This is a genomic window from Ensifer sp. YR511, assembly GCF_900103045.1.
Lineage (GTDB): Bacteria > Pseudomonadota > Alphaproteobacteria > Rhizobiales > Rhizobiaceae > Ensifer > Ensifer adhaerens.
Window position 1 is genome coordinate 359,277 of record NZ_FNGR01000003.1, and the last position, 13,187, is coordinate 372,463.

The window sequence follows — 13,187 nt, forward strand, 5'->3', positions numbered from 1 at the left end:
AGCAGCTAGCCCCGAAGCGGACCTCGGGGCTAGCTGGAGGTTCCTCACGCGATATCAGGCGGCCTTGACCGGCTGATCGACCGGATGCTGCGAGCGCAGGCCGACAGCGACACGGTTCCAGACATTGATGACGCCGATCGCCATGGTGATCTTGGTGATTTCAGCCTCGCTGAAGTGCGCGCGCAGCGGCTCGAAATCCGCGTCGGGTGCGCCGGTCTGGGCAAGGTTGGTCAGCGATTCCGTCCAAGCGAGCACGGCGCGCTCACGCGCGTCATAGATCGGCGATTCCCGCCAGGCGCAGATCAGGTGAATCCACTGCTCGCTCATACCGGTGTGGCGCGCCTCTTTCACATGCATGTCGATGCAATAGGCGCAGCCGTTGATCTGCGAGGCGCGCAGCTTGATCAAGTGGATCAGCCGCGGCTCCAGGCCGGATTCCTTGACGATGTAGCTGTCGAAGGCGGCCGCGGCCTTGTAGGCATCGGGAGCGGCTTGAACGAAGTTGAAACGCGGCTGCATGGACTTCTCCTTGGGCTTAACGGGTTGATGGGGGTCAGGCGCTGGCGGACGATTTGCGCTCGTTGATCGCCAGAAAGGCTTCGGTTCGCGCCCATACGCTGCCGTCATCCTTCGCGTTGAGGTCATCCAGGATGCTGGCGATGGTCACGCGCCTGAGTTCGGTGCGGTAGGCCTGCTCGGCTCTCAGCATCGCAACATTGATGGTGCAGGGCGCGGTCGGCTTGCAGGCATAGGGATTGGGACCGCGCAGCCGGATCTCGTTGCACCGGAACGCCGGCTCCGGGCCTTCGACCGCAAGCACGATATCGAGCAAGGTAATCTTCTCCGGCGTCTTCGCGAGCCGGTAACCGCCCTTAGGACCCGGAACTGCCTCCAGCAGTCCGGCACCGGACATCGCCTGCAGGTGCTTCAAGAGATAGCTCGTAGAGACGCCATGGAACTCGGCAAGAGCGGCCGCCGACAGGGTGCTGCCGGGCTGAAGACAGCTCAGCATCGTCACGCTGTGAATGGCCTGCTCGACCCCGTCACCGAGTTTCATGGGCGGCTCCTTAATCGTGGATAATTTTTGTCTATGATTAGACCGCGAGTCAATGCCTGTGATTGCACCCATCGGACAGGCTTCTCTTTTGGCGGATTTGATCTACCTTTGTTCTCCGTGAACAGGATCGATTCCAGAGAGCCGCAGGGCGATGCCCTGACCCTGCCCGCTCCCTTTCTGCGCTGGTTCGGCGAGAAGGGCTGGCGGCCGCGTGCGCACCAGCTGGAGCTGCTCGCCCGCGCCGAGGCCGGGGAAAGCACGCTGCTGATCGCGCCGACCGGCGCTGGCAAGACGCTCGCCGGCTTCCTGCCTTCGCTGGTCGATCTCACCCGGCGCGGCAAGATCCCGCCGGGCGCAGCCTTCGTCGGCATCCACACGCTCTACATCTCGCCTCTGAAGGCGCTCGCCGTCGATATCGAGCGCAACCTGATGAAACCGGTCGGCGAAATGGGACTGCCTGTGCGCGTCGAAAACCGTACGGGCGATACGCCGACCGCCAAGCGTCAGCGACAAAAACTCAATCCGCCCGACATTCTGCTGACGACGCCGGAGCAACTCGCGCTGCTGCTCGCCAACGGCGAGGCGCAACGCTTCTTCAAGGACCTGCGCTACGTCGTCTTTGACGAGCTGCATTCGCTCGTCACCTCCAAACGCGGCCATCTTCTCTCCCTCGGTCTGGCGCGGCTGCGCCGGCTGGCGCCCGGCCTGCAGACGATCGGCCTTTCGGCAACGGTCGCTGACCCGATGGATCTGCAGCGTTGGCTGGCGCCGCAAGAGCCGGACGCGCACAACCATGCCGGTCTCGTCCAGGTCCAGGGCGGGGCCAAGCCGCAGATCTCCATTCTGAAGACCGAGGAGCATGTGCCTTGGGCCGGGCACTCGGCACGCTACGCCATCGCCGATGTCTACGAAGCGATCAAGGAGCACGGCACCACCCTGCTCTTCGTCAACACCCGCAGCCAGGCGGAGCTGCTCTTCCAGGAGCTCTGGACGATCAACGACGACAACCTGCCGATCGCGCTGCATCACGGTTCGCTCGACGTCGCCCAGCGCCGCAAAGTCGAGGCGGCGATGGCCGAGAACCGCCTTCGGGCGGTCGTTGCGACCTCGACGCTCGACCTCGGCATCGACTGGGGCGATGTCGATCTCGTCGTGCATGTGGGCGCACCGAAGGGCGCGAGTCGCCTTGCCCAGCGCATCGGCCGCGCCAACCACCGCATGGACGAACCGTCGAAGGCGATCCTGGTGCCGGCCAACCGCTTCGAGGTGATGGAATGCCAGGCCGCACTCGACGCCAACTATATCGGCGCGCAGGACACGCCACCCGTCGGCAAAGGCGCTCTCGACGTGCTCGCCCAGCACGTGCTCGGCATGGCTTGCGCCGCGCCTTTCGATCCGCTCGCATTGTTCGATGAAATCACCACCGCCTCGCCTTATGCGACGCTCGCCTGGGAGACCTTCGAGCGCGTCATCGATTTCGTTGCGACCGGCGGCTATGCGCTGAAGACCTACGAGCGCTATGCCCGCATCCGCAAGACCAAGGACGGGCTCTATCGCGTCTCCAATCCGCTGGTGGCGCAACAGTACCGGCTGAACGTCGGCACCATCGTCGAATCGCCGATGCTCAACGTGCGTTTGGTCAAGCGCAACGCGCGCGGCTCGCTTGGCCGCGGCGGCATGCCGCTCGGCAAGGTCGAAGAGTATTTTCTCGAAATGCTCTCGCAGGGCGACACCTTCATGTTCTCCGGCAAGGTGCTGCGTTTCGAGGGCATCCGCGAAAACGAGTGCCTGGTCAGCCAGGCCTTTACCTTCGATCCCAAGGTGCCGAGCTATGCTGGCGGCAAGTTTCCGCTGTCGACCTATCTCGCCGAGCAGGTCCGCAGGATGCTTGCCGATCCAGCGCGCCGGGCAGCGCTGCCGGAACAGGTGCGCGACTGGCTGTCCTTGCAGAAGGACGTCTCGATGCTGCCGCGCGAGGACGAGCTTCTGATCGAGACCTTTCCGCGCGGCAGCCGCCATTACATGGTCATCTATGCCTTCGAAGGGCGGTTGGCGCACCAGACGCTCGGCATGCTGCTTACCCGCCGGCTCGATCGCGCCGGGCTGAAACCGCTCGGTTTCGTCGCCACCGATTACTCGCTGGCGGTCTGGGCGCTCGACGACCTCGGGGCCACCTTCGAGCTCAGGCGCGGCGCGCTTGCCGATCTCTTCGACGAGGACATGCTCGGCGACGACCTCGAAGCCTGGCTCAACGAATCCTTCCTGCTCAAACGGACCTTCCGCAACTGCGCCGTCATCGCCGGCCTCATCGACCAGCGCCATCCCGGCAAGGAAAAGACCGGCCGGCAGGTGACGGTCTCGGCAGACCTCATTTACGACGTATTGCACGCGCACGAGCCGGATCACCTGCTGCTCGAAGCGACCCGCAACGATGCGGCGACGGGGCTTTTGGACATCGCCCGCCTCGGGGATATGCTGAAGCGAATCAAGGGCCACATCACGCATCGACGGCTCGACCGGATCTCGCCGCTGGCGGTGCCCGTCATGTTGGAGATCGGCAAGGAAATGGTCCAGGGCGAAGCGCAGGACTTCCTGCTGTCGGAAGCCGCCGACGACCTGATCCACGAGGCGATGGGCGGTCTGGATGTGGATTGATAGGAAAATGGTTTCGAGAATGAGCAGTCTGTCGATGTCGGCGGGTTACCCCCCTCTGGCCTGCCGGCCAGAGGGGGGTATTATCCTCGCAACACAATGTGCGAGACCGTGACCATGCATCGCCTCGCCCACGCCCTCTCGGCCCAGACGACTGCCCCCCTCCTCCATGCCCAGACAATCGTCAACGGCGTCATCGCGATCTGCGATCCGCTCGGTAGCCTCTACCTGCCGGAGACGGGCACGCTGGTCGTCTCCGACCTGCATCTGGAGAAAGGCTCCGCCTTTGCCCGCCGCGGCATGCTTTTGCCGCCTTACGATACGCTGGCGACGCTGCGCGTGCTTGAAGCGGCGATCGCGCGGCACGACCCGAAGTTCGTCATCAGCCTCGGCGACAACTTCCATGACCGCGTCGGTTCGGCGGCAATGCCCGATGATTTCCGGCACATGATTGCCGCCATGGCGCATGGGCGCGAATGGGTCTGGATCAACGGCAACCACGACCCGGACGGCGCTTTCGGCCTGCCGGGCGCCTCGATGGACGAACTCGGCCATGCGGGCCTGACCTTCCGGCACGAGCCGAAGCGCGGCGATGCCGTCGGCGAGATCGCCGGGCACCTGCATCCGGCTGCAACGGTGGTAAGACGGGAAAGAGCGGTGCGCCGCGCTTGCTTTGCGACCGATGGCACGCGCATGCTGATGCCGGCTTTCGGGGTCACCACTGGCGGGCTCGATCTCAGGCACCGGGCGATGACCGGCCTCTTCGACCGCAGCAAGCTTGTCGCCCATATGCTCGGGCGCGACCGGATCTATTCGGTTCGCTTTGCCAATCTCATCGCCTGAAGAGGGCGGGGAAAACGGCGCGGCTCTCCCGCGCCGGGGATCCGCCGGTAATCAGAAGGCGTTGAAGGTCAGCGTCGTCAGCGAGCGCGAGATGCCCGGCACCGTGGCAATGTTGTCGTTGATGAACTTGCCGATGTCCTGGCCTTCTTCGATATAGACCTTGATGATCAGGTCGTAATCGCCGCTCGTCGAATACATCTCCGAAACGATCTCCTTGCGGTAGATCTCGTCGGCAACCTCGTAGGTCTTGCCGGGAGCGCACTGCAACTGGACAAAAATCGGTTTCATCGAGCTTCCTCTGTTTTTTATTTGCCATGGCATGCGCTGATGAAACGCATTCGGCATGCCTTTCCATAGCGCTCCGGCGCGCAAAAGGAAACGTCGGCGAAGATCGCCCGTCACTATTCCTTGCGGAAGATCACGCTGGCGCCCCAGCCGGTGATGACGGCGAGCAGCACGGCCATGAGGCCATAGAGCAGCGGCTGCTGGTGTGCCGCCTGGGTGATGAACTGTTCCAGGCCGGTCTTGACGACACGCAGCGGCAGCGCCTTGGCGGCGACGAAGACGCCGTCACGGAAGAGATAGGCGCGAACCACATGCACGCCGTTCGGCACGTTGGCCGGCAAGCGCACCGAGGCCTTGAAGAGGCTGGAGCTGATGAACTGCACGCCGCCGGGATCGCGCTCGTAGACGCCGCTGGTCTCGCGGATGCGGCGGAAGGCGTTGCGGAATTCGCCGAGATTGCTGCCGTCACCCACGAAGCCGAGCGGCACCAGCCGCATGTGGTCGACGCCGATGCCCATGTTGCCCATCTCGCCGGGCGGCGCGATCGTCTCGATATCGCGCGTCGACGACAGCGAATAGGATTCAGGCACCAGCTCGAAGGTCATGGAGCTGGTGTTCACCCAGATGCCGAAGACGCGCTCCTTCTTACGCACCGTCGCGTTGTCCTTGGGCCCTTCGAGGCTGACGACGATGTTGTAGCGCCCCTGGGCCAGCAGGCCCTGATCGAAGCCGTCGACGGCGCCGAAGATCGTCAGGTCGGCGCCGCGGAAATCGGAAGTGATGGCGATCTCGTCGGTGGAGATGCCGATCTCCAGCTTCTCGGTGAAGTCGGCATTCTCGTCCTGGATGGCTGCCTGCGCCGGGGCGGCGAAAGCCAGAACAAGGAGAGCGAGAGCTGTGCGGGCGAGGCGGATCATCAGAAACCGAACCCCGCGGATACGACCGAATAGACGTCCTTCGGCGGAATGATGAGCTCGATTGCCAGACGGATGCCGACGGCAAGAACAAGCAAGGCCAGCAATGCGCGCAGCTGTTCGCCGCGCAGCTTCTGGCCGACGCGTACGCCGTATTGGGCACCGATGACACCGGCGATCATCAGTACGAAGGCGAGCACGATATCGACGGTGTAGTTGGTCGAAGCCTGGACGATGACCGTGTAGGCCGAAACGAAGATGATCTGGAACAGCGACGTGCCGACGACGACGTTGGTCGGGATGCGCAGGAGATAGATCATCGCCGGCACCATGATGAAGCCGCCGCCGACACCCATGACCGAGGTCAGGATGCCGATGCAGAAGCCGAGGGCGACAACCGGGATGACGCTCAGGTAGATCTTCGATTTCTTGAAGCGCATCTTCAAGGGCAGGCCATGCACCCAGTTGTGCTGGCCAGGGCGACGCAAGGTCGTCTGCTGGTTCTTGGCCGCCTTGCGCATGGCGACGACGCTCTCCCAAAGCATCAGGCCGCCAACGGTGCCGAGCAGCACGACGTAAAGCAGCGAGATCACCAGGTCGAGCTGGCCGAGGCGACGCAGCAGCGAGAACAGCCAGACGCCGACGGTCGCGCCGGCAAGACCACCGCATAAGAGCACCGTGCCGAGCTTGATGTCGATCGTGCCACGCCGGAAATGCGTGATCGCCCCCGAAATCGACGAGGCCACCACCTGGTTGGCACCGGTCGCTACCGCTACGACGGGAGGAATATTGTAGAAGATCAGGAGCGGGGTGATCAGGAACCCGCCACCGACGCCGAACATGCCGGACAGAAAGCCGACTGCGGCGCCCATACCGAGAATGATGAGTATGTTCACCGACAACTCTGCGATGGGCAGATAAATCGACACGCCGGGACCTCGATATGCCAACGGCCCGCGATGCGGGCGAACCAGTCAGTGTGGCAATCAAATCACCACGATTGAGGGAATATTCGAAGGGCCGGCACCTCTCCCGAGGGCGAGGCGGCCTCCGTCATGCACTCCTGCAGCGTTGCGCTTCCGCCAGGACGTGCCAAGGCCACGAATCGGACCTTGATTGCTGCATCGGTTCTTCCTTAGCCCGATTCCGATTAAGGAATTATGCAGCAGCCCGAGATTTCAACCTTTTCAGCCACATGGCGGATGGCTGCGCCACCCGCAACCCGTGTCGCCCGGCTCTGCGGCTTTATTACGGCGCAAGGCCCAAGGGTCAGGAATTGCGCTTCAGCAATTCCTTGACCAGCTGCTCGGTGATTTCGCCCGTCGGCTCCTGGCCGACCGACTTCTGGAAGGCCTTGATGGCGGCGACGGTCTTCTTGCCCATCTGGCCATCCGGCTTGCCAGCGTCAAAGCCGTTGTTGTTGAGGATCGCCTGGATGTTGCGGACCGCCTTGCTCATGTCGACGCTGGCGGTCTTGTTGGCCGGGCCAACCCAGGCATCCGGAACGTCGACGCTGTTTGCCTTGGCGTCGACCGGCTCAGCCTTCCAGGCTTCCGCCTTGGCCTTGGCGCTTTCGAGCTGCTCCGGCTTCATCGCCTTGGCAACTTCGTCGCGCTTGGCGCCGGCATCGAGATCGCCTTCGCGGGCAGCCGCCGAGAACCACTTGTAGGATTCCGTCAGGTCCTGCGGCACGCCGTTGCCACGGGCGTAGAGAACCGCAAGGTTGAACTGGCTGTCGCGGATGCCGAGCTCGGCCGCCTTCGCAAACCACTTCGTTGCCTCGTTGAAGTCAGGCGCGCCATCGCGGCCGCTTGCCAGCATCACCGCGAGGTTGTGCATGGCGCTGGCGTTGCCCTGGCCAGCGGAAGCGATATAGAGCGCCTTCGCCTTCGCCGCGTCGCGCGTCACGCCGGTGCCCTTCTCGTAGAGGGTCGCGAGGCGGTACTGTGCCGGCACGACACCGGCATCGGCGGCGCGCTGATACCATTTGGCGGCTTCAGCCATGTTTTCCTGAACACCACGGCCCTCGGTGAAGCGCACGGCGATTTCGTAGAAGGCGAGCGGGTCGCCGCCCTTGGCCGCGGTCACCAGCGCGACCGGACCGAAACCTTCCGGCAACACGACGTCGGTGGGCACAGCGGCAGCAGCTGTCGTCGCCGGGGTCATCGCGGCGCCATCGGCCGGCGCGCTGGCGAGCGAAGCGTTCGCCACCGGCGACGCTGCGGCCGGAGCCGGCTGGAACTCGGTGACCGGCGTCGGCGTCTCGGCGACGGGCGCAAGCATCGGCGCCTTGTCTTCGGGCGTTGCAAAGGTGGTCGTCGGCACGGTCGTTGCCGTCACCGCGATCGAGGCCTCGGGAAGCTTCACGGGCGTTTCGACGGAATCGAGCGGTGTCGCAACGGCCGTCTCAGACTCGGTAACCGGTGCTTCCTGCGCCGCGACGGTCGTGCCCTGCACCAGATGGTCGTCGGCGGCCTTGAACTCGGCTGCCTGCGGAGTGACCGTCTGCTCGATGACCGCGACCGGTTCGACCGGCATCTCGTCCTTGTTCAGCATCGAGCTGACCAGCGGGTAAGACATGATCGCCAAAAGGACGGCGCCGACGGCCATGAGGATCGGCCGGCGATGGCGGGCGAAGGCGCCGCCGATGCCGGACGTCGCGGCCTTTTCGCCGGTCTTGTTGAGGGTGTCGGTCTCTTCGACGGCAAGCTGGGCGGCGCGGCGGGCGGCGGCGATGAAGTCCGATTTGTCGCCATCGGCCGGTTGGATGCCTGCTTTGTTCATCTGCCCGGCGCGCACGCGTTCCAGGATCTTCTTCACGTCGGGAACGCCGGAGCCCGGCTCGAGCAGCTGGTTCGCTTCTTCCGGCGCGAGCATTTCGGAGGGATCGATCGACGGGGTCGGCTCTACGAGCTTGCGTGCCTGTTCCGGCGCCGGTTCCGAGCGCTTGCCGGAAAAGCGCCGGGTGAGGCCGGCGAGCAGGCCGGTGCGGGCGGCGGCAGCCGGCTCGCGCTCTTCTTCGAGCTCGACGGTCGAAATCTGCGCATCGTCGGCAAGGGCTGTTGCCGGTTCGGCGGGTTGAACCGCGACGGCCTGGTCCTCTGCCTGGAGGGCACGGACATTGCGCTGCAGGTCGTCGTAGCGATCATCAAGATCGCCGCCACCGAAGGGGTCGTGGAACTCCGGCTGTGCGGCGCGCGGCATCTGAGCCGCTTCGCGCACCACCGCCATGGCAGGCTGCGCCGCCATTGCCGGCTCGCGGTTTTCGATGCGCTCCAGCTTGTCGGCAATGTGGACGAGCGTTTCGTGCAGCGCCTCGAAGGTGCGCGCAGTCCGCTCTTCGCTGGAGCGGCTCAAGTCCTCAAGCGTCCTCAAGTCTTCGGCGAGTGCCGAGATCGCTGCCAGATCGCCACCGGCGGAGGCCTGCGAAGGACCGTTCTTGGAATAGGCTTCCATCACAGCTTCGGCGGCCTGGCGCGCGGCTTCCACGATGTACTCGTCGCTGGTCGAGAAATAGTCCTCGAGCGCGGTCATGCGGCTTTCGTAGTCGACGGGCATGGCGCTTTGGGCGACGTCCGCCCGCGGCTGGCTGACCAGCGTCGACAGGTTGGCAATCTGGGCTTCAAGATTCTGAAGTGCTGCGCGGTCGTCGAACGGCGCGGCGTAGGTCTCTTCCAGACGCTGCGCGATACCGACCAGGCGATCTTCCAGCCGGTCGAAGCGCGGATCGGACGCGGGCTGGGCGCCATGGGTGTCAAGCTCGTCAATCCGGCGGGCGAGATAGTCCAGCCGCTCGGCGAGCGCATCGTTGACGCTGCCCTGGTCGAGAGCTTCGATCTTGCGGGAAATGTCCGACAGGTAATCGTTGAGGTCTGACTGCGCGGTCCTGCTGCTGCGCTCCATCATCAGCGACAGCTGGTCCAGCCGCTCTTCCAAGCGGGCAGCCGCCTTTTCACCGGCGAGATCCTCGACCCGGACGGTCAAGGCTTCGAGGCGCGCACCGAGCCCGCCGTCGTTCGGGCGCGACAGGCTGTCGATCTGGCGGGAGAGATCGCCAAGCCGGCTTTCCAGGCGATTGACAAAGCCGGAATCCAGCCCGGACGTCGTGCGAGTGTTGGCCGCGATGGCGCGGCTGATTTCGTCGAGACGGCTGTCGAGATCGGCAAACTGCGAGACGAGGCGGCGATCGTCCGGCTGGATCTGGCGACCGAGCATTTCGATCGCCTGGGCGACGGCGATCAGCTTGTCTTCCAGCGCGTCGACGGCGGAGCTTCCCTGGAGCGAGCCGATCTGCGACTTGATTTCGTCCAGGCGATAGGCGAGCGCGACCAGTTCGTCGTCGCGGTTCTGATCAAAGGCGATCAACCGGTCTTCGACACCGCTCCAGCGGTTTTCCATCCGGCGCATGCTGTCTTCGCGCGCGAGACCGTCGATCATCGCGCGCAGGTCGTCAAAATCGCCGCGCAGCGCATCGGCCTGGGCGGGCGATGCCTGGCGGCCGAGATGCTGGATGCTTTCGGCAAGGCGCTGCATGTCGCCGCGCACGTCTTCGGCAAAGCTGTGATCCTGCGCCTGCGCCTTGATGCCGCGAATTTCGGTGCGCAGCGAATTCATCTCGCGCGTCAGGCCGTCAGTGATGTCGCGCTTCAGGTCCTGGCGCAAACCGACAAGCGCTTCGGCGATATCGTTGACCGCGGAGGCGGGCCGCGGAGGTTGGTTGTGAAGCGGTTGCTGGCGCGGCTCTTCGACGTAACGATCGGAGATCGGGCGCTCGGAAACAGGTCGTTCGGGGGCATAACGTTCCGGCTCGCGCTGCGGCATCCGGTCGCGAAGCGTCGGGCGCTCGCGCGAGGTGCTGAGGCTGCGCTGGCGCTGCATGATTTCGGCGACGGCATCGCGGGGCGAGGCCGTTTCCCGCACGGGTTCGCGGGCGGGCTGGCGCTCGGGCGGCCTTGGCGCCGGGTCGCGGGCCGTGCCGCTCATCAGGCCTTCGATCCGCGCCTCCAGTCCTTCGATGGTGCGGTTCAAGGCGTCGAGCGACGGCCGCTCGCTATAGGACTGGCTGCCTGCGCGCTGAGGATTTGATCGCAATCCGCTCATGTTGTTCTTCGCCCCTGTCGTCGGCCATCTCGAAAGTCGTCACGGAAGAAAACTGCTTTCTTCACCCCTGTGGCGCTTCCGACGCGGGCAAAACTACAACGATGCGACGCCAGGACAGGTTGCAGCTTTGACCATCTCAACACGCACCTTTCACGAAACGTGGTAAACAAGCGGTTAACCTGCGGATGATTTTTTAACGATTTGGCAGGATCGTGCGAAGTTGAGGCGCCGCGGTGCCGCCGACCTCCCCCACACACCACCAAACTGCACGACACGCAATTTTTGACGTTTACGCAAACGTCAAAATTTTGTAGCATCCGGCCAACGATGCGAGACCGCCCTGGAGCATCCCGCTGTCCCGTGGAAGCACGGGAGGGAGACGATGCCCTGGAATCAATGAGGATGGCGGCGCATCCTGCAACCGGGCGTCGACGACGAGAGACGGCAGCCCGAAGCACCAAAGGCGAGGAAAGAATGCCCATCTACAAGGCTCCGGTCGACGATACCCTCTTCATCCTGAACGACGTGCTCGGCATCGAGCGCTACAACAACCTGCCCGGATTTGCCGATGCGACGCCCGACATGATCGAAGCGATCGTCGGCGAAGCTGCCAAGCTTGCCGAAGAAGCCCTGTTTCCGGTCAACCTTTCCGGCGACCAGGAAGGCTGCAAGCGTCGCGACGACGGTTCGGTCAGCGTGCCGAAGGGCTTCAAGGAAGCCTTCGACCTCTACCGCGAAGGCGGCTGGCTTGGCCTTGCCGTGCCCGAAGAATTCGGTGGCCAGGGCCTGCCCTATACGCTGCACACCGCCGTCGGCGAATACATGTCGTCGGCCAACATGGCACTGACCATGTATCCGGGCCTCACCCAGGGCGCGATCGCCGCGATCCTCGTGCATGGCACGGACGAGCAGAGGCAGGCCTACCTGCCGAAGATGGTTGCCGGCACCTGGACCGGAACGATGAATCTCACCGAGCCGCATTGCGGGACGGACCTCGGCCTCCTGCGCACGAAGGCAGTGCCCACCGGCAACGGCGCCTACAAGATCTCCGGCCAGAAGATCTTCATCTCTGCCGGCGAACACGACATGTCGGACAACATCATCCATCTGGTGCTCGCCCGCATTGAGGGCGCGCCCGAGGGTGTGAAGGGCATTTCACTGTTCATCGTACCGAAGTTCAAGCTTGATGCCGCCGGCGAGCCGGGCGAACGCAACGGTGTTTCTTGCGGCGCGATCGAACACAAGATGGGCATCCACGGCAACTCGACCTGCGTCATGAACTATGACGAGGCCGAGGGCTATCTCATCGGCACGGAGAACAAGGGCCTCAACGCCATGTTCGTGATGATGAACGAGGCGCGCCTCGGCGTCGGCCTGCAGGGTCTCTCGATTGCTGAAATCGCCTACCAGAATGCCGCCAACTATGCGCGCGACCGCATCCAGGGCCGTTCGCTCTCCGGCCCGAAGGCGCCGGACAAGAAGGCCGACCCGATCATCGTGCATCCGGACGTGCGCCGCACCCTGATGACGATCAAGGCCTTCAACGAAGCCGGCCGCGCCTTCACGCTCTGGACCGCGCTCAAGTCCGACATCGCCCACCGCTCCGACAATGATGCCGACCGCCAGACGGCCGACGACCTCCTCGGCCTGATGACGCCGATCCTGAAGGGCGTACTTACCGACAAGGGCTTCGACCATGCCGTCATGGCGCAGCAGATGTTCGGCGGTCATGGCTACATCGAAGAACACGGCATGAGCCAGTATGTCCGCGATGCCCGCATAGCGATGATCTATGAAGGCGCAAACGGCATCCAGGCGCTCGACCTCGTCGGCCGCAAGCTAGGCCTCAACGGCGGCCGCGCCGTCATGGCGCTGTTCAAGGAGATCGGCGATTTCTGCGAGGAAAACCGCAGCAACGAAAAGCTCGCCGCCTATACCAAGGCGCTGAAGAAGGGCCTCAACGACCTGCAGGCGGCCACCATGTGGTTCATGCAGAACGCGATGGCCAAGCCCGACAATGCCGGCGCCGGCTCGACCGACTACATGCACCTCTTCGGTCTCGTCGTCCTTGGTTACATGTGGGCGAAGATCGCCAAGACCGCCGAGGAAAAGCTTGCCTCTGGCGAAACGGCGCGCGCAGACTATCTGAAGAACAAGCTGATCACCGCGACCTTCTTCATGGAAAGGATCCTGCCGGAAACGGCCCTGCGCAAGGCCCGCATCGAAACCGGCGCCGACACGCTAATGGCGCTTGATGCGGCCGCTTTCTAATCCCGCCGCGGGTTCGATCTAAAATGTTTTGACGGGCAGCACCTGACGGTGCTGCCGAAAGGGAG

At 64.0% G+C, this 13,187-nt stretch carries 9 protein-coding genes; 3 read left to right on the forward strand and 6 right to left on the reverse strand.

What is annotated here, in order from left to right; all coding sequences use genetic code 11:
* Positions 1 to 54: 54 nt before the first annotated feature.
* Complete coding sequence (locus tag BLU15_RS08845; protein ID WP_034797125.1) at positions 55 to 519, reverse strand: carboxymuconolactone decarboxylase family protein; 465 nt, start codon at positions 517 to 519, stop codon at positions 55 to 57.
* A 34-nt stretch (positions 520 to 553) separates the two neighbouring features.
* A complete protein-coding gene (locus BLU15_RS08850; protein WP_060522333.1) occupies positions 554 to 1,057 on the reverse strand; it encodes an Rrf2 family transcriptional regulator in 504 nt (167 codons plus the stop codon).
* A 108-nt stretch (positions 1,058 to 1,165) separates the two neighbouring features.
* Here BLU15_RS08850 and BLU15_RS08855 point away from each other — a divergent pair, with 108 nt between their 5' ends.
* The gene (locus tag BLU15_RS08855) at positions 1,166 to 3,712 is read left to right on the forward strand and encodes a ligase-associated DNA damage response DEXH box helicase (RefSeq protein WP_034797128.1); all 2,547 of its coding nucleotides are present in this window, start codon (positions 1,166 to 1,168) and stop codon (positions 3,710 to 3,712) included.
* A 114-nt stretch (positions 3,713 to 3,826) separates the two neighbouring features.
* Complete coding sequence (gene pdeM / locus BLU15_RS08860; RefSeq protein WP_060581904.1) at positions 3,827 to 4,552, forward strand: ligase-associated DNA damage response endonuclease PdeM; 726 nt, start codon at positions 3,827 to 3,829, stop codon at positions 4,550 to 4,552.
* Between the two features lie 51 nt (positions 4,553 to 4,603).
* Here pdeM and BLU15_RS08865 read toward each other — a convergent pair whose 3' ends face one another.
* The 4 genes from BLU15_RS08865 to BLU15_RS08880 form a co-directional block, all read right to left on the reverse strand.
* Positions 4,604 to 4,840: an Lrp/AsnC ligand binding domain-containing protein gene (locus BLU15_RS08865; protein ID WP_034797129.1), complete on the reverse strand. Its 237-nt coding sequence runs from the start codon at positions 4,838 to 4,840 to the stop codon at positions 4,604 to 4,606.
* A gap of 113 nt (positions 4,841 to 4,953) precedes the next feature.
* Positions 4,954 to 5,754: a TIGR02186 family protein gene (locus BLU15_RS08870; protein WP_060522335.1), complete on the reverse strand. Its 801-nt coding sequence runs from the start codon at positions 5,752 to 5,754 to the stop codon at positions 4,954 to 4,956.
* Positions 5,754 to 6,680 carry a sulfite exporter TauE/SafE family protein gene (locus BLU15_RS08875; protein ID WP_034797131.1) on the reverse strand — a complete coding sequence of 309 codons (927 nt, stop codon included), beginning with the start codon at positions 6,678 to 6,680 and terminating at the stop codon, positions 5,754 to 5,756. Before BLU15_RS08875 ends, BLU15_RS08870 begins: the two co-directional genes overlap by 1 nt.
* Before the next feature lie 340 nt (positions 6,681 to 7,020).
* Positions 7,021 to 10,851 (reverse strand): peptidoglycan-binding protein, encoded by a 3,831-nt coding sequence (locus BLU15_RS08880; protein ID WP_090295011.1) that lies wholly within the window; start codon positions 10,849 to 10,851, stop codon positions 7,021 to 7,023.
* Positions 10,852 to 11,325: 474 nt separating this feature from the next.
* Here BLU15_RS08880 and BLU15_RS08885 point away from each other — a divergent pair, with 474 nt between their 5' ends.
* Positions 11,326 to 13,122, forward strand: a complete 1,797-nt coding sequence (locus BLU15_RS08885) for an acyl-CoA dehydrogenase C-terminal domain-containing protein (protein ID WP_090295012.1) — start codon at positions 11,326 to 11,328, stop codon at positions 13,120 to 13,122.
* Positions 13,123 to 13,187 lie beyond the last annotated feature (65 nt).